General features: G+C 40.0%; 13 protein-coding genes and 1 pseudogene. 12 read left to right on the plus strand and 2 right to left on the minus strand.

Annotated features, from left to right (window positions below):
- Positions 1-483: 483 nt before the first annotated feature.
- Together pheT and V7K25_RS10570 are read right to left on the minus strand one after the other, a co-directional pair.
- The gene (gene pheT, locus V7K25_RS10565) at positions 484-2,934 is read right to left on the minus strand and encodes a phenylalanine--tRNA ligase subunit beta (protein ID WP_335157606.1); all 2,451 of its coding nucleotides are present in this window, start codon (positions 2,932-2,934) and stop codon (positions 484-486) included.
- A 315-nt stretch (positions 2,935-3,249) separates the two neighbouring features.
- Positions 3,250-4,635: a response regulator gene (locus V7K25_RS10570; protein ID WP_335157608.1), complete on the minus strand. Its 1,386-nt coding sequence runs from the start codon at positions 4,633-4,635 to the stop codon at positions 3,250-3,252.
- Between the two features lie 754 nt (positions 4,636-5,389).
- Here V7K25_RS10570 and V7K25_RS10575 point away from each other — a divergent pair.
- The 12 genes and pseudogenes from V7K25_RS10575 to V7K25_RS10630 form a co-directional block, all read left to right on the plus strand.
- Positions 5,390-6,064 carry a vWA domain-containing protein gene (locus tag V7K25_RS10575; RefSeq protein ID WP_335157610.1) on the plus strand — a complete coding sequence of 225 codons (675 nt, stop codon included), beginning with the start codon at positions 5,390-5,392 and terminating at the stop codon, positions 6,062-6,064.
- Positions 6,065-6,114: 50 nt separating this feature from the next.
- Complete coding sequence (locus V7K25_RS10580) at positions 6,115-6,897, plus strand: PP2C family serine/threonine-protein phosphatase (RefSeq protein ID WP_335157612.1); 783 nt, start codon at positions 6,115-6,117, stop codon at positions 6,895-6,897.
- A gap of 56 nt (positions 6,898-6,953) precedes the next feature.
- A complete protein-coding gene (locus V7K25_RS10585) occupies positions 6,954-9,122 on the plus strand; it encodes a tetratricopeptide repeat protein (protein ID WP_335157614.1) in 2,169 nt (722 codons plus the stop codon).
- Positions 9,123-9,602: 480 nt separating this feature from the next.
- On the plus strand, positions 9,603-10,376 hold the full coding sequence (gene rfbF, locus V7K25_RS10590; RefSeq protein WP_229555979.1) for a glucose-1-phosphate cytidylyltransferase: 774 nt from the start codon (positions 9,603-9,605) through the stop codon (positions 10,374-10,376).
- A 120-nt stretch (positions 10,377-10,496) separates the two neighbouring features.
- Positions 10,497-11,711, plus strand: a complete 1,215-nt coding sequence (gene lhgO, locus V7K25_RS10595) for an L-2-hydroxyglutarate oxidase (protein ID WP_335157616.1) — start codon at positions 10,497-10,499, stop codon at positions 11,709-11,711.
- Positions 11,712-12,361: 650 nt separating this feature from the next.
- Positions 12,362-13,390, plus strand: a complete 1,029-nt coding sequence (locus V7K25_RS10600) for an NAD-dependent epimerase/dehydratase family protein (RefSeq protein ID WP_335157618.1) — start codon at positions 12,362-12,364, stop codon at positions 13,388-13,390.
- A 109-nt stretch (positions 13,391-13,499) separates the two neighbouring features.
- The gene (locus V7K25_RS10605) at positions 13,500-14,768 is read left to right on the plus strand and encodes a class I SAM-dependent methyltransferase (RefSeq protein WP_335157620.1); all 1,269 of its coding nucleotides are present in this window, start codon (positions 13,500-13,502) and stop codon (positions 14,766-14,768) included.
- Between the two features lie 225 nt (positions 14,769-14,993).
- On the plus strand, positions 14,994-16,001 hold the full coding sequence (locus tag V7K25_RS10610) for a glycosyltransferase family 2 protein (protein WP_335157622.1): 1,008 nt from the start codon (positions 14,994-14,996) through the stop codon (positions 15,999-16,001).
- 49 nt (positions 16,002-16,050) lie between these two features.
- Entirely contained in the window at positions 16,051-16,902 is an 852-nt protein-coding gene (locus tag V7K25_RS10615; RefSeq protein WP_335157624.1) for a phytanoyl-CoA dioxygenase, read from the plus strand.
- Positions 16,903-17,090: 188 nt separating this feature from the next.
- Positions 17,091-17,648 carry a dTDP-4-dehydrorhamnose 3,5-epimerase gene (rfbC, locus tag V7K25_RS10620; protein ID WP_100898234.1) on the plus strand — a complete coding sequence of 186 codons (558 nt, stop codon included), beginning with the start codon at positions 17,091-17,093 and terminating at the stop codon, positions 17,646-17,648.
- Between the two features lie 91 nt (positions 17,649-17,739).
- Positions 17,740-18,984, plus strand: a complete 1,245-nt coding sequence (locus tag V7K25_RS10625) for a glycosyltransferase (protein WP_335157626.1) — start codon at positions 17,740-17,742, stop codon at positions 18,982-18,984.
- A 109-nt stretch (positions 18,985-19,093) separates the two neighbouring features.
- Positions 19,094-19,245 (plus strand): annotated as a pseudogene (locus V7K25_RS10630) (NAD(P)-dependent oxidoreductase); the annotation flags it as partial.

The raw sequence follows: 19,245 nt of genomic DNA on the forward strand, positions 1-19,245 counted from the left end.
TAAATACTGTTGATTAGTAGTATAGATGTAATACTGCTTTATTCAAGCAACTGGGATTAGTTTTATTAGATGCGATCGCCTCCTCCCCGTCTACTCGTACACGATTATCATTATTATTAAGGCTATTTTAAGTATTTTAACTGATTGACAAAAGGCACTTTATCTTAACCTCTCACCGATGGCTACGCCTACGCATTTGCTATTTCGGCGTACTCATTTGCTATTTCGGCGTACTCATTTGTTATTTCGGCGTGTCCATAACGCACCCTACTGGCGAATGGCACTTACTTAGGGACTTCCAAGAAATAAATTATCCAATCTTGTGGGGTGGGCATCTTGCCCGCCATGATAAACTGGGCGGGCAAGATGCCCACCCCACAATAAATAATTGAATATTTTTTTATTTGGAAGTCCCTTAAGCGGGATTTAGATCCCCGACTTCTTCAAGAAGTCGGGGATCTGGGCACCAACTTTATATAACTTCTAACTCCTCAAATTGACGCCGAATTTTTCCACCAAGGCTTCGCGGACTTTATTGTGTACTGGTTCCACTTCCGCCTCAGTCAAAGTGCGATCGCTAGACCGATAAACTAGACGGAATGCTAAACTCCTCTGTCCTTCGGGGACGTTTTCGCCCCGATATTCATCAAATAATTCCACTGATTCGAGCAAATCTTTAGCCGCTTTGGTAATTACTTTTTCAATTTCGGCAACTGAGATTTTCACGGCGGCGAAAAAGGCGATGTCGCGATCGCTAGCTGGATAGGTAGAATAAGGCTGGAATGTTGGCACAAGAACTTCATCTTCTCCCAGAGACTCTAAAAGCACATCTAGATCCAACTGGAAAACATAAACGGAATCTGGTAAACCTTTTTCTCGTCGCAATTGGGGATGGAGTTGTCCAAAAATACCTAGTCTGTTACCCCGAATCCACAGGGAAGCGGTGCGTCCTGGATGTAGGCGATTATCTCGGCAATCGGGTTGGAATTCTACCTGCAAGGCAAGTTGCCGAAATACACTTTCTAAAATGCCTTTGGCTTCAAACCAGGTGATGGGTTCTTCGCGTCCACTTTTTGACCATTTGCCAACGGAAATATCCCCTCCCACAATTCCAGCTAGGGTTTCTGTTTCTTGCAAACCGTCTTCTTCTTGCCAGAAAATTTGCCCGATTTCAAAGCCGTTCAAGGCACCATTACCCTGCTCTAAATTGTATTGAAAGGCATCAATTAACCCAGATATCAAATCGGTTCGCAGCGCTGAATATTCGACAAACAAGGGATTTGACAATACTATATTTCTGTCTTCTCCTGGTTTGACTAAAGAATAATGAATTAATTCTGTCAATCCTTCAGCCCGCAGGAAAGCTCGTAATTTGCGAATCAATTCCTCATCTAAAGGCAGATAGCCAGCTTCTGCTTTTTCTGGTAGGGTATCGCAGAATTTGTTGTAGCCATAGAGACGGGCGATTTCTTCAATTAAATCAATTTCTCGCTCTAAGTCGCGGTAACGATAGGGTGGAACAGAAACTGACCATGTAGGTTGATGGTTAGTATCTTTTTCTGAAGAAGTCAATTGACATCCCAATGCAGTCAGGATGCGCTCAACATCCTGTTCTTGCAGTTCACCTGTGTCCTCGCCTAAATCTATCGGCCCCAATATTTGATTAACGCGGTCTAAACGCAGGGCGATAGAACGACTCCAGGTAGACGAATCGGGGCGGGTGTCGGCAATTTCCTGATGGACAAGAATTCCACTAGCTAATTCGCTAATTAAGGATAAGGCGCGGCGATTAGCTATTTCCAATTCAGCGCGGTTAACTCCCCGTTCATATCTGCCAGAAGCCTCACTTCTTAACCCAACACTCCGAGAAGAACGGCGAATTGCCACGGAATCAAATAAAGCTGCTTCTAAAACTAGGCTTTGAGTCCCTTGATGGACTTCTGTTTCTTCTCCACCCATGACTCCCGCCAGTGCAACAGGTTTGTCGTTTGCGGTAATTAATAAATTTTGGGTTGATAGGGTGCGAGTTTGTCCATCCAGGGTTTTGAGGGATTCTCCAGCATTGGCGAAGCGAACGCCGATGGTTAAATTTTCGCTACTTGCAACAGATTGTAAGCGATCGCAATCAAAGGCGTGCAATGGTTGTCCCCATTCCAACAAAACGTAGTTAGTAATATCCACTACATTACTGATGGGACGTACCCCAGCCGCCCGCAAACGCTGTTGCAACCATTCGGGAGATGGAGCAATTTTCACTTGTTCAATTACCGTACCGATGTATGCAGGACAAGCTTGGGTATCGGCAATTTTTAAAGCTAAATTTCCGGCACTTTTGGTAATGGAGACTTCACCAGGTTCAGGAATGCTCAACTTTCCACCAGTTAAAGCTGCTACTTCTCTTGCTACACCTACCATACTTAAAGCATCAGCACGATTTGCAGTTGCCGTGAGGTCTAAAATTACATCATCTAAACCCAACAACGGCCGCACATCACTACCCAATGGTAAATTTTGCTGAGTAAAAATATGAATTCCGTCTACATCGGTGGGCAAACCGAGTTCCTTTAAAGAACAAATCATGCCCTGAGATGCGACACCACGTAATTTTGCAGGTTTAATTTTTAAATCAATCTTGGGTAAGTAAGTACCCGTAGTTGCCACTGGTACATAGATATCTGCCTTCACATTGGCAGCGCCACAGACAATATTTAAAGTCTCACCTGCACCGATATCGACTTGGCAAACACTCAATTTATCGGCGTTGGGATGGGGTTGACGCTCAAGCACTTTGCCGATAACCACGCCATTTGCCCAAGTGCGGCGATCTTCAATCTCTTCTACCTCAAACCCTGCCATTGTCAGGGTTTCAGCTAATTCTTCTGGACTAAGTTTTATCTCTACTAGTTCGCGCAGCCAATTTAGAGAAATACGCATGGAGTGTGCTTGTTTTAGGAATCGTCTTTTGTTCTCATTTTAGGGTGCCTACTAGCGATCGATGGCTACTCGTCTGGCAAGGCTTACCCTTTCACTTGAACAATCCTACTACGTTAGACTGGCAGAACAATCTCTCATGCTAATCTTTTCTTAGCGTCTTGGCTTGTGTCAATGTGGGAGATATGTTTAAGATTGGCTCTAGGTACAACACGCGATCGCAACCTTAATTAAGTTTTCGTCAATTTCTAGATTAGTAGTCATGTGTACATTATCCCACAAAGCAATGTGCATAAAAAACTCATTAGAGTGATTAATTTAAATCAAATGCATAAAGATTATTTTCAGTAATTCGGTGCGAGTAAATGGTTTAGTCAGATATCCAGATGCCCCAACTAGTTTGGCTTTTACTTTGTCTAAAACCCCTTTATTCCCAGTGACAAAGATGATAGGAGTCTTCTGAAATATGGAATTATTTCGTATAATCCGGCACAACTCATAACCGTCGATTCCTAGCATGTTTAAATCCAACAAAATTAAATCCGGTTTGTGTCTTATAATTGACAGAACGGCTTTTATTGGATCGTTAATAGTTACTACAGAAAAATTTTCGTTTTCTAAGAAACGGCTAATTTCTTTGAGAATTGTGGGGCTATCATCTACAGAAACGATTTTATGAGCTTTTTGTGCCGTTACAGTAGCAGACGCTACTATTTGGGAAGCATAAGTTATGCTATTTGATATTGTTGGCTCCTGAAATTTCTCTTTTGGAGAAGGATAAATTTGAGGTAATCGTTGGACAGGAACTATATTCTCTTCAGAAATATCTAGGTAAAAGTTGACGATGGTATTTAGTTCTTTTTTGGTATAAACTAACTTGGGAATTAATTTTGAGATAAGCGATTCCTCTTCAAATATCTTTGGTAATTTATCATAAGGTGGATCAGCTTCATGCAAGATAATCGCACCCTTAAGTATGTAAGGGTATAAAGTGTGAGCCAGTTGGATTTCATCTTGATTCAAAATTACGGCTAGATGACACAGGCTAAAACCTTTCATCCAATTAGTTAAATCTGGCTGGAGTTTTGGTAAATCTTTTTCCTCGATTTTGCTGTTAATCAACAGATATGGACGTTGATATTGAGAAGAGATTTGAGGAATAAAAGCTTGCCATTTTTTTAATCTTACTTGGCAATGTTCTAGAATATTTTCTACATCTAACCTGCAAAATATTGGCATTATATCAAGTGGTTCTGCTAATTCATAAGTACCTCCTTTGATTAGTAAAAATGATTCAATCACCTCTCGAACTAATTCTTGAATCAGCACTGTTGCTTGTGTAGAATGCAAATATTGTTGACTAACAAGCCAGGATATAGCCTGATACTCAGGAGGGTGGTTTGTTAAATTACTATCATTTTCAATTAACTGAGTGTGTGAATCAGGTTCAAACATTAGACGTAATTGAACACGAATCTCACTGGTAAGCCGTGGAATTTGGTGGCTGAGACGACGCAAATGACGTTCTAGCCGGTCAAAGGGTTCCACTGAATGGGTAGCGTAGATTATTCTTCCCTGTTCTAGGTAAATTGACCAAGAAACTAAGTTACTCAATGCTTGTAAACAAGTACTGTCGGAGCAATTAGATAACTGTCTTAACAAACTTATTGGACGTAGTTTGGTGAATGTACCGGAATTATTCATATTTCTCAAGTTTTTTGCGGAATTAACAACCGAACATTTGTAAATTAAAAATATCAGCTATAAAATATTTTCTTCTTTGTAATATTTCTCTCCGTACAAAATATTCCTTTTAAAATATGTATATATGTTAAAACTAGGAAATTTTAGACACTATTTGTTACATTTAACACATTCTGCTTATTTTACCTATCTCAAAAAAAAGTAAGTGGGTATGAATAAACATAAATATCTATCCTAGCTAGACCTCAGTAAATGTTAGTTACTTCTGGATTTTACTTACTACCGACAACTCTTGACTGAAAACCTTAATAATGATGTTTATTTATGCCCACTTACTTAAAAGAGTAAATTTGATTCCATGTTTCCGCAGCTACACTACTATACTTCTGGAGTTAATAAGCTTAATTATGGTTAATTACTTTTATCTAAAAGAACGATTTTTCTACATAAAATCTTTAAAAAGTTATATAGGAAAGTTTACGTATTTATTGTACTGTAGGGTTAATGGATATAATTTTTGGGTAGATACATTACAACAGGGAACGCTGCGTTTTGATAAACTCTTTTTTGCTAAACTAAGCTGTTATCAAGTTCTTCTTAAATATGCAGAGAACTTCATGAAAAAAATTTGTTTAATAAAAATTAGAGCATCTACCACTAGCTACTATATTCTGTAAGTCGCTTCGGCGACTGTAATTATATACTCTGAGAAAAGGGAAATAAAGCTTTGAACTTTAACATAACACAAAAAGTTATGGATGATACATTAAGACTTGATGAAGTAGTAGAATTTGCTGAGAACCCAGAACCACGTTGTCCTTGTGTACTGTTACTAGACACATCTGGCTCAATGCAAGGAGATCCGATTGAGGCTTTAAATCAAGGTTTACTAAGTTTAAAGGATGAATTAGTCAAAAATTCCTTAGCCGCAAGACGGGTGGAAGTGGCGATCGTAACATTTGATAGTAATATCAATGTAGTACAAGACTTTGTGACTGCCGATCAATTCAATCCGCCGATTTTGACAGCTCAGGGATTGACTACAATGGGTGCAGGAATTCATAAAGCTTTAGACATAATTCAAGAACGGAAATCCCAGTACCGTGCGAATGGGATTGCCTACTATCGTCCTTGGGTATTTATGATTACCGATGGAGAACCACAAGGCGAGTTAGAAAATGTTGTAGAGCAAGCATCCGTGCGCCTACAGGGAGACGAGGCTAATAAGCGCGTAGCATTTTTTACAGTAGGTGTAGAAAATGCGAATATGACTCGTTTAAATCAAATAGCTGTGCGTACCCCCCTGAAGCTGAAAGGATTAAATTTTATCGAGATGTTTGTCTGGCTGTCAACTAGTATGTCAGCTGTTTCTCATTCGCAGGTGGACGAACAGGTAGCATTACCGCCGATTGGTTGGGGGACTGTTTAATAAAAAATCGCAGCTTGATGTTTACACAGCTAGCTGCTGGAAAAAAATCTATGAACATATCAAAACAGATTGCTCAATGGCGGATTGTGGCTGCGTCTGTATGTGGTACAAGTCACTTAAAAAACAATCAGTTATGCCAGGATGCTCATCACTGGCAAGTATTATCAGATAACGTTTTAGTGGCGGCCGCAGCAGATGGCGCGGGTTCTGCTAGCCTTGGAAAAGTGGGAGCGATGATTGCTGTGGAGACAGCAATAGAAAACATTTCAACCAAAGGACTGACTCGGAAAAGTTTGACTGATGATGCATTGGTGCGATCGCTCTTAAATGATGCCATATTAGCCGCCAAAAAAGCTGTGGATGATGAGGCGGCTAGTTGTGACAAACAGCCTCAAGATTTAGCCACTACCTTAATTGTGATGCTTGCCACACCAGAAGTTGTGGCTGTAATGCAAATAGGTGATGGTTTGGCAGTGGCAAAAGACAGCATGGGCAACCTCTTGGCACTGACTATACCTGATAGCGGCGAATACATCAACGAAACTACTTTTTTAACTTCTCCTACTGCCTTAGATACAGCGCAGATAAGAATCTGGCGCACAGACATAGAAAATGTTGGCATCATCACCGACGGACTACAAATGCTGGCTTTGAATATGGTTGTTGGCGAACCTCACAAACCCTTCTTTTTTCCCTTGTTTGAATTTGTAGCTAATGCCGAGGATAAGACAGAAGCGAAGGAGCAGTTAGTAAAGTTTTTACGCTCAGAACGGATTACGCAACGCACTGATGATGATTTGACACTCATAATAGCTGCATTCAACAACTCATAAGCAAGAAATTTACAGGTTTCACATCTTACAATAACTCCGTTAGCGGTAATTTCATTATGCAGGTACTACGTTGTTCCCCTAGAAAAGAAATCCTCAGTCTCAATGTCAGTTTGGGACGTGGCGGTGAAGCTTGTGTTTATGCAGTGCCATCCGATAACAACTTGGTGGCAAAGATTTACCATAAGCCAACGACTGCTCATGCTGATAAACTCCAAGCGATGCTTGCCAACCCGCCAGAAAACCCTACAGCGAGTTTAGGGCATATCTCTATCGCTTGGCCAGAGGATTTATTACGAGCGGCAGATGGCAAAAATATCATCCTCGGCTTTTTGATGCCACGCATTCAAGGGATGCGTCCAATCATCGACTTTTACAACCCCAGAACCCGTCGCCAACACTGCCCCCTATTCAACTATCAGTACCTGCTCCGCACGGCTCGTAACTTGGCGGCAGCTTTTGCTGCTTTACACGCTAGTGGATATTGTATTGGTGATGTAAACGAGTCAAATATCCTCGTCAGTGATACAGCACTGGTGACTTTGATAGACACAGACTCTTTCCAAGTACTCGACCCAAGCAGCAATGTTGTTTATCGCTGCCCAGTTGGTAAACCAGAGTTTACCCCACCAGAACTACAGAATAAAACTTTTGCCCAGCACGATCGCGAAATTTCTCACGATTTATTTGGGTTAGCGGTGCTGGTATTTCAACTCTTAATGGAAGGCACACACCCATTTTCGGGGATTTTTCAAGGTGCTATTGAGCCACCGCCCTACGAAGCCCGCATTGCATCGGGTCATTTTACTTACAGCCAAAAGCGCTACGTACCCTACCTTCCTACACCTATTGCACCCGCTTGGGAAATTCTTCATCCCAGCTTACAAGAATTATTTGTCCGTTGTTTTGAAGACGGTCACAATAATCCACAGCTGCGCCCCAGTGCCCAGGCTTGGCTATCGGCTATTGCTGAAGCCGAAGATTCCCTGATTACCTGCACGACAAATCCTCAGCATCGCTACAACAACCACATGCGTAGCTGTCCCTGGTGTGAACGTACCGTGCGATTAGGCGGACGCGACCCTTTCCCATCACATCGAGCTATAGAAGCTAGAGAACATCTCCAACCGCGAATCAAACGGAAAAAGCACTACACCCAGACACCGCATTTTCCACAGCGAACCATGTCACCGCACTCAGCTAATTATTGGCAGCCAGTAATTACCCCAAGCGGTGCATCTTATAAACCTTCTAAAAAGTCAAAGTTGTACCCGATTATTTGTTGCTTGCTAGGTTTTGGTTTATTGGGATATGCGGATGTAATGATTAAATTTACTCAGCCGTTAATTACCCAAAATGCTTACACTCAACAAACACTGAAGTCTCGCCAGACAAATAACAAACTCAGCTTCGCTGATTACTATCAGCAAGGTTATACTGCTTACAAAGACCGAGATTATGAAAAAGCAATTGCCAGCTTTACCGGAGCAATTGAACAAGAACCGACACATGCCAGAGCTATTGTAAATCGTGGCAATGCTCGCTATAACATGAAAGATTACGAAGGAGCAGTTGCAGATTATAGCCAAGCTCTCACAATCAATCCCAATCAAACCAAAGCTCTTGTGAATCGGGGTAATGCCCGCTATATGCTCGCCGAATATAGCAACGATCCCGATCTAGAGTATAACCTAGCGATCGCAGACTATAATCGCGCCATTGGTCTGGATAGTAATGAAATTGAAGCTTATATCAGACGCGGGATTGTCCGCACCCAAATGGCTAAATATAGCGGTGAATCTCAACAAGCTTACAAAAGAGCGATCGCAGATTTTACTTACGCCATAAAACTTAATGTATCCAAAGCAGAAGCTTACTTTCAACGCGGTGTTGTCTATTATCAAATTGCTCAATATAGCAGCAATTATGAGCAAGAATATCATCAAGCGCTCGCTGACTTTAACCAAGCATTAGCTATCAGCCCTAAACTAGCAAAAGTGTATCTCAAACGAGGCATGGTTCGCTATGAACTAGCACAATATGGCGGTAGTGAATCTAACAAAAATCAGGCGAAAGCTGTCGAGGATATACAGGCATCTGCCAAATTCTTTCTTGAGCAAGATGATATGGATAATTATCAGCAAGCACTCAGTAACATGTGTGTCGTCGTAGAAAACAAATGTGACCCTTTATTCCAAAGCTCAAGTAACGTGGAAAAAACTAACTAAAAATAAGTAAGTTTTTTTACTAGTATATTATGGTTTGAATTTCATAAATCAAGCCTAACTAGGGTTAACTAACGCTAACCCTAGTTATTTATTGGGTAATATTTTTATTTGAAAGAGTAATTTGTTTTCCTATTTCTAGATATTCATAGAGCTTTTATATAGAAAAGATTTTAATTTATATTTCCTTCATGATTTTACCGAAAATAACAGTTAGATTATTGACGGAGAAAAAGAAAAAAGAAATCAATTTTCTCTATCTAAGTGCATCCTCTTCATGTCGATAAAGTCAAACAATTTTGGATTTTCGATTTTGGATTTTCGATTAAAAGAGTTTTTTGGTACATGCCCGCTATGAAAATGGGCAGAGCAAATCTACTCATAGGCTCGTGACATTCGAGCATTAATCCCAAATTGCAAATCCAGAATCTAAAATTGGCACGGTCAAATAATTATATCCCTACAAATCTCCGAGGTAATTGCATGAAAGCGGTGATTTTGGCTGGAGGACTTGGTACACGCCTCAGTGAAGAAACCAGTATCAGACCCAAGCCGATGGTTGAGATTGGTGGTAAGCCAATTCTCTGGCACATAATGAAAACTTACTCTGCTCACGGCATTAATGACTTCATTATTTGTTGCGGTTACAAAGGTTACATAATTAAGGAGTATTTTGCTAACTACTTCTTACACATGTCAGATGTTACCTTTGATATGCGATTTAACCAGATGAACGTGCATTCTGGTTATGCTGAACCTTGGCGTGTCACCTTAGTAAATACGGGTGATAATACCATGACAGGCGGACGCTTAAAGCGAATCAGCGAACATCTTGGTAATGAGACTTTTTGCTTTACTTATGGTGATGGTGTCAGTAATATTAATATCACCGAGCTAGTTAAATTTCATAAAGAACAAAAGACATTAGGAACCCTCACAGCCGTTCAACCAGCCGGACGTTTTGGTGCCATTTCCTTGGGATATGAGCAAACTAAAATTACCAGCTTTCGGGAAAAACCCGAAGGTGATGGAGCTTGGATTAATGGCGGTTATTTTGTGTTAGAACCAGAAGTAATCAATTTGATTGCTGACGACTCTACCGTGTGGGAGCAAGAGCCATTAGAAAAACTAGCTGATATGGAACAACTATCGGCTTTCAAACATGATGGTTTTTGGCAACCTATGGATACTTTACGCGATAAAAACTACCTAGAGGGGCTATGGAAAAGCACTCAAGCTCCTTGGAAAGTTTGGTAAGAGAAGAGTTAGAAGTAGAGACGTGATTAATCGCGTCTGTACAGGAGTTATGAGTTTTAACTCCCCACTCCCTACTCCCAATTTTATAGATTTACTGTAATTTCAAGTACAATAATCCTAATGTATGATTTTGCAATTATAGGTGGGGGAATAGTTGGACTCTCTACAGCGCTGGCTTTAGGAAAACGCTATCCCAATGCCCGTATTTTAGTAGTAGAAAAAGAGAGTCAATGGGCATTTCACCAAACCGGCAATAATAGCGGTGTGATTCATTCTGGTATTTACTACAAGCCAGGGAGTTTCAAAGCTAAATTTTGTCGTGACGGTTCTCGCTCTATGGTAGAGTTTTGTCAAGAGCATGGAATTGAGCATGAAGTTTGTGGTAAGGTGATTGTTGCAACTGAAGAACAAGAACTACCACGCTTAGAAAATCTCTACAAACGTGGCTTAGAGAATGGCATAGAAGTTAAGAGAATTAGCCCGGAAGAAGTCAGGGAAATTGAACCTCACGTAAAATGTGTAGGTGGACTTCGGGTATTCTCAACTGGTATTGTTAATTACAAGCAAGTTTGTTTGAAATACGCCCAGCTAATTCAACAGCAGGGTGGGGATTTACACCTGAATACAAAAGTTTTGAAAATCTCCCCAAGTGGAAAAAATCAGGTACTGCAAACAAACAAAGGTAACTTTGAAACCCGCTTTGTAATTAATTGTACTGGATTGCATAGCGATCGCACCGCCAAACTAGGTCAAGTTGAACCCCAAGCAAAAATCGTTCCATTCCGGGGAGAATATTACGAACTCACCCCAGAAAAACGTTATTTGGTCAAGACACTAATTTACCCAGTTCCCAATCCAGATTTTCCCTTTCTGGGTGTTCACTTTACCCGGATGATTGATGGTAGCGTCCATGCAGGGCCAAACGCGGTGCTGTCACTCAAGCGCGAAGGTTACAAAAAAACTGACTTTGACTTACGGGATTTTCTTGAAGTCATCACCTATCCTGGTTTCTGGAAGTTGGCAGCCAAACACGCTGATGAAGGGATTCAAGAAATCATTCGTTCTTTTAGTAAAGCAGCCTTCACCAGAAGTTTGCAAAAACTAATTCCCGAAGTTCAAGCAGAAGATTTAGTTCCCACCCATGCAGGAGTTCGCGCTCAAGCCTTAATGAACGATGGCAAGCTTGTAGACGACTTTTTGATTGTTTCCGGTCAAAACTCCATTCATGTTTGCAATGCTCCTTCTCCTGCCGCTACATCTTCTCTAGAAATCGGTAAAGCGCTTGTGGCAGAAATTCCCCAACTTTCCCATCTAGATATTGCAGTAACTGCATAGATAACATAGTTATTACTTCCGGGCTGCTGAATAAAAGGGTGAATCTTGTATAGTGGGCATCTTTTGCAGCCTGGAAATATAAGAGACGGGTAAGATACCCATCTCACTAGAAAAAAGTGTAGTGCATCAATAAAGAACCGCTATAGAGTGCTGCTACCCAATGGGTTAGTCGGCAAACTGTGTAATGACTGTTAGCCGAATTATACATAGCGCTTCTGATTTTAGTCCAATGACCTAACCCCCAACCCCTTCCCTACAAGGGAATGGGAGTAAGATTCAAAGCCTCTCTCCTCTTAGGAGCTACGGTGTACACACAAGTCCAATTACCCCCCTTAATCCCCCCGATATATTGGGGGGAAACCGGAAATCTAGTTCAATCCCCTTTATAAGGGGAGGGAAACCGAAAATCTAGTTCCCTCCCCTTTATAAGGGGAGGGTTAGGGTGGGGTAAAACCTTGGTTTTTCAGCTATTTCAGACTTGTGTATACACCGTAGCCTCTTAGGAGAGAGGAATGGAAGAGAGTCGAGTTATTGCATACAAACGAAAAATATAGCGGTTCCCTCTTAGATGCAACACCCTATAGGGCGAATATCTGTGCGTCTCTTCTAAACAAAAAATTTAACTCATCAATACAAAGGCATTAACCACAATGAAAATATTAGTAACTGGAACAGAAGGCTATCTTGGTTCGTTATTACCCTCTCTGTTAATTGAACGGGGACATGAAGTTATCGGTCTAGATACCGGTTTTTATAAAGTTGGTTGGCTGTATAACGCTAATGGGGTGACACCCAAAACCCTCAACAAAGATATTCGCAACATTACCCCTGATGATTTGGAAGGTGTTGAAGCCATAGTCCACATGGCGGAACTATCCAACGACCCAGCCGGACAATTAGCACCTAATATTACCTACGAAATTAATCATATAGGTTCAGTTCGTCTAGCTAGCCTAGCTAAAACTATGGGTGTGCGTCGTTTTGTATACATGTCTTCATGCAGCGTCTACGGTGTTGCTACCGCAGGTGATGTTACAGAAGAATCCCCAGTTAATCCTCAAACCGCCTACGCAGAATGCAAAACTCTCGTAGAAAGAGATGTTACACCACTCGCTGATGATGACTTTTCTCCCACCTTTATGCGGAATGCAACTGCCTTTGGTGCTTCTCCCAGAATGCGTTTTGATATTGTTTTAAACAACCTAGCAGGGTTGGCATGGACTAGCAAACAAATCAAAATGACCAGTGATGGTACACCCTGGCGGCCATTAGTCCATGCACTGGATATTTGCAAAGCAATAGTCTGCGCTTTGGAAGCACCACGGGACATTGTACATAACCAAATCTTCAACGTGGGAGATACAGCAAATAACTATCGTGTCAAAGAAATCGCAGAAATTATTGCTGATATTTTCCCAGATTGTAAATTGTCCTTTGGTAACAACGGTTCAGATAACCGCAGCTATCGAGTATCCTTCGAGAAAATCAACACAATCCTACCTGGATTTAAGTGTGATTGGAATGCCCGACTTGGTGCCCAGCAGTTATTTGATTTATTTAGTCAAATAGATATGGCTGAAGATACTTTCTTGTTTAGAGGATTTACCCGCTTAAAGCAACTAGAGTATCTGATTCGTACTGAGCAAATTGACAAAGATTTTTTCTGGAATAAAAAGTAGTTAGATTAGCCTAGCAGCAGCGAACAAATAAACTAAGTTTCCGAATCAACCTATTTGATTCGGACTTATCCCATCTATTAAATTATTTGCAATAAGTGAGTTAAAGTTTATGGCGATCGCAAAATGTCGTTTTAGTGGTCAACCCCTGCACCAAACCTTTATTGATCTAGGAATGTCGCCCTTAGCCAATGCCTATTTGACAGCAGAACAGCTAAATAATGCAGAGAAATTTTATCCTCTCCATGCTTATATTTCTGAAGACACTCTTTTAGTTCAATTAGAACAGTTTGAAACACCAGATCACATTTTCAGCGATTATGCTTATTTTTCTTCTTACTCGGTAAGTTGGCTAAAACATGCCAAGGCTTACACGGAAATGATGATAGAGAAGTTTGGCTTTAATCATCATAATCAAGTTATTGAAATTGCCAGTAATGACGGCTACCTTCTGCAATATTTTCTAGAAAAGGGAATCCCTGTTTTAGGAATAGAACCAGCCGCAAATATAGCTAAAGTTGCTGAAGAAAAAGGCATTCCTAGTATCAACAAGTTTTTTGGAGTTGAAACTGCCAAAGAACTAGTGATACAAGGAAAACTAGCTGACCTTTTGATAGGTAATAATGTTTTAGCTCATGTACCAGATTTAAACGATTTCATCGCTGGAATTAAACTCATCCTCAAACCCAATGGTATTTTGACGATGGAGTTTCCTCATATTTTGCAACTTATTGAACAAAATCAGTTTGATACTATTTATCACGAGCATTTTTCTTATTTCTCATTCCTGACTATCGAAAAAATCTTTGCAGCACACAACTTGCAAATTTTTGACGTAGAGGAATTACCAACTCATGGCGGTTCATTAAGAATCTATGCCAAACATGACTACGCTGTTCATCTCAGCATTAGTCAACGAGTTAGAGATTTGAAAGCTAAAGAAATTGCCGACGGACTGCATCGCATAGAGACTTACATTACATTTGGAGAAAAAGTTAAAGAAACAAAGCACAAACTATTAAATTTTATCTTGACAGCTAAAGCAGAAGGTAAGTCAATCGCTGGTTATGGCGCCCCAGCCAAAGGCAATACATTGCTCAATTACTGTGGAATTGGAAAAGATTTTATCGATTACACAGTAGATTGCAATCCTTACAAGCAGGGATTATTTTTACCTGGCACTCATATTCCCATTTTTGAATCAGATAAAATCCGCGAAACTAAACCAGATTATCTTCTAATATTGCCTTGGAATCTCAAGGAAGAAATTATGGAACAAATGGCATTTATTGGCGAATGGGGTGGACAGTTTGTAGTGCCAATTCCTGAAGTTAAAATTTATCCATCTCCTATTCGGGATAGGGTTTTAATAGAGTCTTAATTACTAATTTTAAATCCAAAAGTTGCCTATTATTACTATATTTATCTGGCATCGCGATCGTGGGCAATATTTAAGTGATTTCCAAGAGATAAATGCTTTGATGTATTTTGGAAATCGCTAAAGAGGAATTAAAAGGTGTATCTACTATAAATTTTTGCCGCCAAACCACAAAAAGATAGACTGGAAGCAGCTTAATATCTTCTTAAATACAGATTAAACCTTAATATGAATAAACTGCTGACTATTGCCATTCCTACATTTAATCGTGCCCAGCTTCTAGATAAACAACTTGCTTGGTTAGCTCAAGCTATTAAAAGTTTTGAAGATGACTGTGAAATTTTAGTTTCTGATAATTGTTCAACAGACAATACTCAAGAAGTGATCCAAAAATGGCAAACAACACTTAGTAATATTACATTCAAATCAAATAAAAACTTCAAGAATTTAGGCGTAGTCAAAAATATTATGTATTGCCTAAATTCTACGACAACCAAATATGTTTGGACAATTGGTGATGATGACCCAATTCAAGATAGAAGCATTGCTTATGTGATTAGCAAACTCAAGCAACATGAAGATTTATCATTATTGTTTCTCAACTTTTCCGGTCGGAACCAAATTACTGGTGAACCAGTCCACCCACCAACAATTGTTGGTAATCGCTGGTTTGACATAGATAGTGAAAATGGTGATGGTGATGGTAAAGCTATATTTGAGCATTGTTTCTCAAAAAGTGTTGGCGCAGTAATTTTTCTGACTGCTACAGTCTACCGCACTGACCTAGTAAAACGTGCTTTGCAAGATTGGCAAGATGCTGAGAATAACTGGATATCTTTAGCATATTTAGCCGGGTATTGTGCTGCTAATGGCAGAGTAATCGTCACTCAAGATACATATTTGGAATGTGTTGTTGGTGTGAGTTATTGGCAGAAGGAACCAAAATCTGCACTGTTAATGCAATACAAACACATACCCGAAGTGATTTTGAAATTAGAGAAAAGTGGATATTCTAAGCAGTTTTGTAGACGGATGCTTTTGCAGAACGGTAAAGAAGTCAACTTGAAAGTTTTTTTGGGTGCTTTAAGAAGATGGCCGATGTCCGCTATCAAAATAGTAGTTCCATTTTTGGCTTTAGTTAGCTTGTGTGCTTTTGATGTGATGGTTTCTAAAGAACTCGGTTTAGCAGAATCAAGTGAAATACCTACTCAAGAAGTGCGGAATTATAAGCCGTAAGCTATTAAATTCCTAACCAATATCTATCAAAAAAAGGAGGATTTACACTATGTTTAGTGCTATAAAATGCAAAATAGCTACACTATCTTCTGACTTTGAATATTACCTAGCCCGTTGGAAGCATAGCAGAAATTTGCCGGCATTGGAAGGAAGCGATCGCAACATTCTTAAGGGTCTCAAAAAAGATGGCGTTTACGTCACAACACTGGCAGATTTAGGGTTAAAATCTAGCTCAGAACTGCTCAAAGCTTCTTACCATCAATTGTCTCAGATGGAAAATCCTAACAACGACCATTTAGAGCAAAAGTTGCCACAAATTTGCACAGTTACTGGTTTACCAGAGTTTTATGCCTGGGGAATCGAAAAAAGACTTCTTAACATCATCGAAAATTATATTGGTCTTCCTGTTGCTTTTCATGGTGTACATTTACGCAAAGATTTTCCTAGCAAAGATCAGTTTGGCACACTGCTATGGCATAGCGATGCCGAAGACCGTCGCATCATCAAAATATTCATTTATTTGAAAGATGTAGAACAAAAAACTGGGCCCTTTGAATTTATCCCCCGCTCTTTAACTTCCTTATTTAGTTGGAATTATTTTCAACTTTATTACAAACTTTGGAAGTCAGGTTATATGGGTATCGATGATGATGAAGTAAAACCAGTCATCCCCAAATCAGCTTGGAAATCTTGCCCAGGTCCAGCAGGTACTGTGATTATTGTAGATACGAAAAATGCTTTGCATCACGGCACAGTCCGCACAGAAGAACGGTCAGCGCTATTCTTTTGTTACACTGCCAATCCTCCTGAAAGACCAGACCTTTGCACCCAATACTGGGATGATACTTATCCCAGAGCAGAGTTACGTTCTGCATCTGATGCAGTTAAAGTATCAACTTAAAAACGTTCTTGCCAGAAGAATATCTAATTTAATTAACCCCAGAGGCACAGAGAACACAGAGGAAGAGAAAGAAAGGAGTTGCACCCGATTTGTAGATTTAGGATTAATACAAAATATCTCTCTGTGCCCTCTGCGTCTCTGTGGTTTGTTTAATTTCTTTACTCAACATTCATCTCAAAGGAATCATAATGATTTTCACCGAAACTGCACTCAAAGACGCATTCATTATTGATTTAGAAGAAAAGCCAGACCACCGTGGTTTTTTTGCTCGGTCTTTCTGCGCTCAAGAATTTGAAGCACACGGATTAAAGCCAACAGTTGCCCAATGTAACCTGTCTTTTAACTATAAAAAAGGCACTATTCGGGGAATGCACTATCAAATTTTGCCAGCAGCAGAAACGAAATTAATTCGCTGTACTAAAGGTGCTATCTATGACGTAATTATTGATATGCGTCCTGAATCTCCTAGCTTTTTATCACACATTGGTGTAGAGCTAACCCCAGAAAACCGCCGCGCTTTGTATGTTCCAGAAATGTTTGCTCATGGCTATCAAGCACTCACAGATGAGACTGAAGTTATATATCAAGTGGGCGAATTTTACACACCAGGGTATGAAAGAGGTTTACGCTATGATGACCCATTCTTTGCCATTGATTGGCCTCTAGATGTGACTGAAATATCTGAGAAAGATTTAAATTGGCCTTTGTTGAGAATGATGACTGTTGGCGGTACAGTTTCCAGATAACTATAGACTCTTTCTCTAAGCCAGGTGTTTCTTGTAGAACATACTGGCTGCTTTCTATGAGGTAATACAATAATTAATTAGGATAGAAAAAATGCAAAACAATCTTCTATCTCGTGTCGGTAATACTATCTCTTTTGTCTCTAATAAAGTTCAAGCTCGTATCAATTACACTAAGACTTTACAGGTTGTTTCTCTAAAGCCTAAACAGCCTCCCAAAGGAAATGTACTTCTTTCTTATCGGATTGAGCCATTCCTCTTAAAACCTGGTCAGCCAATGCCTAAAGACCATACTTGGTACTGGGAAGTTTGGCAAATAGCCCAAACTTTTTTAGATTTGGGTTACAACGTTGATGTTATCCAGTTTCACAATGATAAATTCGTTCCTCAAAAAGACTACGCATTTTTCATTGATATCCGTCATCGAATGGAAGCGCTTGCACCAAAACTGAATAAGGATTGCATCAAAATTTTCCACGTTGACATTGCGAATATGGTGTTTCGCAATGCAGCAGAATGCAACAGGCTTTTAGAATTACAACGGCGCAAAGGTATCACCTTAAAACCACAGCGATTTGAAGTGCCTAACTTGGGAATTGAATATGCCGATTGCGCGATTGTGTTGGGTAATGATTTCACAACTGATACATTCAAGTATGCTAACAAACCGATGTATCGTATCCCAATTTCCTCGCCTGTGGTTTATCCTTATCCCGACAAAAAAGATTTGGAAGCGGTAAGAAAGCGTTTTCTGTGGTTTGGTGGTAGCGCTTTAGTCCTCAAAGGATTAGATTTAGTTTTAGATGCCTTTGCCCAAATGCCGGAATACGATTTAACAGTTTGTGGCCCGGTAAGTAATGACAAAGAATTTGAGCAAGCTTTCTATAAAGAACTGTACGACACACCTAACATCCATACTTATGGTTGGATTGATGTTAGTAGCCATGACTTTATAGAGGTTACAAATAACTGTTTAGGGCTTGTTTACCCTTCCGTTTCTGAAGGACAGTCAGGAGCAGTAATCAGTTGCTTACAAGCTGGGTTAATTCCCATTTTAAGCTACGAATCTGGTGTGGATGTCCACGATTTTGGTGTGATTTTTGATAATCTTTCCGTTGAAGAAATTAAAGCGAAAGTTAGAAATATTTCCAATTTACCTGGAGAAGACCTAAAGCTGATGTCTCGTCAGGCTTGGCAATATGCAAGAGCAAATCATACTAAAGAAAAGTTTGCCCAAGTCTACAGAAATGTTGTGGAGCAAATTATCGAAAATCACAGCCGGAAAAAACAGACTGGTTCTATAGCATCTAGCAAAGAAGCAGTTACTAGCCATAGCTAATCCTAATTTCTATGAAAATGTACTTAATATTTAGTTGTCACAAATTATTAAGTGCAAGTTTATAGACAATTTGTATCACAACAAACAGTTCCAAAAAGGAGTTTAGTTCATGATTATTATCGATCGCGCCTTACAAACCCGTGCAGCAGCAGGAAATCCTATCAAGGTGGGAATGATTGGTGCTGGTTTTATGGGTCGAGGAATTGCCAACCAAATTGTCAATTCAGTGCCAGGAATGGAGTTAGTTGCTATCTCCAATCG

The organism is Nostoc sp. (genome assembly GCF_036919495.1).
In the GTDB taxonomy this organism is placed as follows: domain Bacteria; phylum Cyanobacteriota; class Cyanobacteriia; order Cyanobacteriales; family Nostocaceae; genus Nostoc.

Excerpts from the sequence above, each read along its gene's own strand:
- V7K25_RS10600 (WP_335157618.1), top strand. The coding sequence starts at position 12,362 with ATGAAAATATTAGTAACTGGAACAGAAGGCTATCTTGGTTCGTTATTA.
- V7K25_RS10605 (WP_335157620.1), top strand. The coding sequence starts at position 13,500 with ATGGCGATCGCAAAATGTCGTTTTAGTGGTCAACCCCTGCACCAAACC.
- lhgO (WP_335157616.1), top strand. The coding sequence starts at position 10,497 with ATGTATGATTTTGCAATTATAGGTGGGGGAATAGTTGGACTCTCTACA.
- V7K25_RS10570 (WP_335157608.1), bottom strand. The coding sequence starts at position 4,635 with ATGAATAATTCCGGTACATTCACCAAACTACGTCCAATAAGTTTGTTA.
- V7K25_RS10615 (WP_335157624.1), top strand. The coding sequence starts at position 16,051 with ATGTTTAGTGCTATAAAATGCAAAATAGCTACACTATCTTCTGACTTT.
- V7K25_RS10580 (WP_335157612.1), top strand. The coding sequence starts at position 6,115 with ATGAACATATCAAAACAGATTGCTCAATGGCGGATTGTGGCTGCGTCT.
- V7K25_RS10625 (WP_335157626.1), top strand. The coding sequence starts at position 17,740 with ATGCAAAACAATCTTCTATCTCGTGTCGGTAATACTATCTCTTTTGTC.
- pheT (WP_335157606.1), bottom strand. The coding sequence starts at position 2,934 with ATGCGTATTTCTCTAAATTGGCTGCGCGAACTAGTAGAGATAAAACTT.
- rfbF (WP_229555979.1), top strand. The coding sequence starts at position 9,603 with ATGAAAGCGGTGATTTTGGCTGGAGGACTTGGTACACGCCTCAGTGAA.
- V7K25_RS10610 (WP_335157622.1), top strand. The coding sequence starts at position 14,994 with ATGAATAAACTGCTGACTATTGCCATTCCTACATTTAATCGTGCCCAG.
- rfbC (WP_100898234.1), top strand. The coding sequence starts at position 17,091 with ATGATTTTCACCGAAACTGCACTCAAAGACGCATTCATTATTGATTTA.
- V7K25_RS10575 (WP_335157610.1), top strand. The coding sequence starts at position 5,390 with ATGGATGATACATTAAGACTTGATGAAGTAGTAGAATTTGCTGAGAAC.
- V7K25_RS10585 (WP_335157614.1), top strand. The coding sequence starts at position 6,954 with ATGCAGGTACTACGTTGTTCCCCTAGAAAAGAAATCCTCAGTCTCAAT.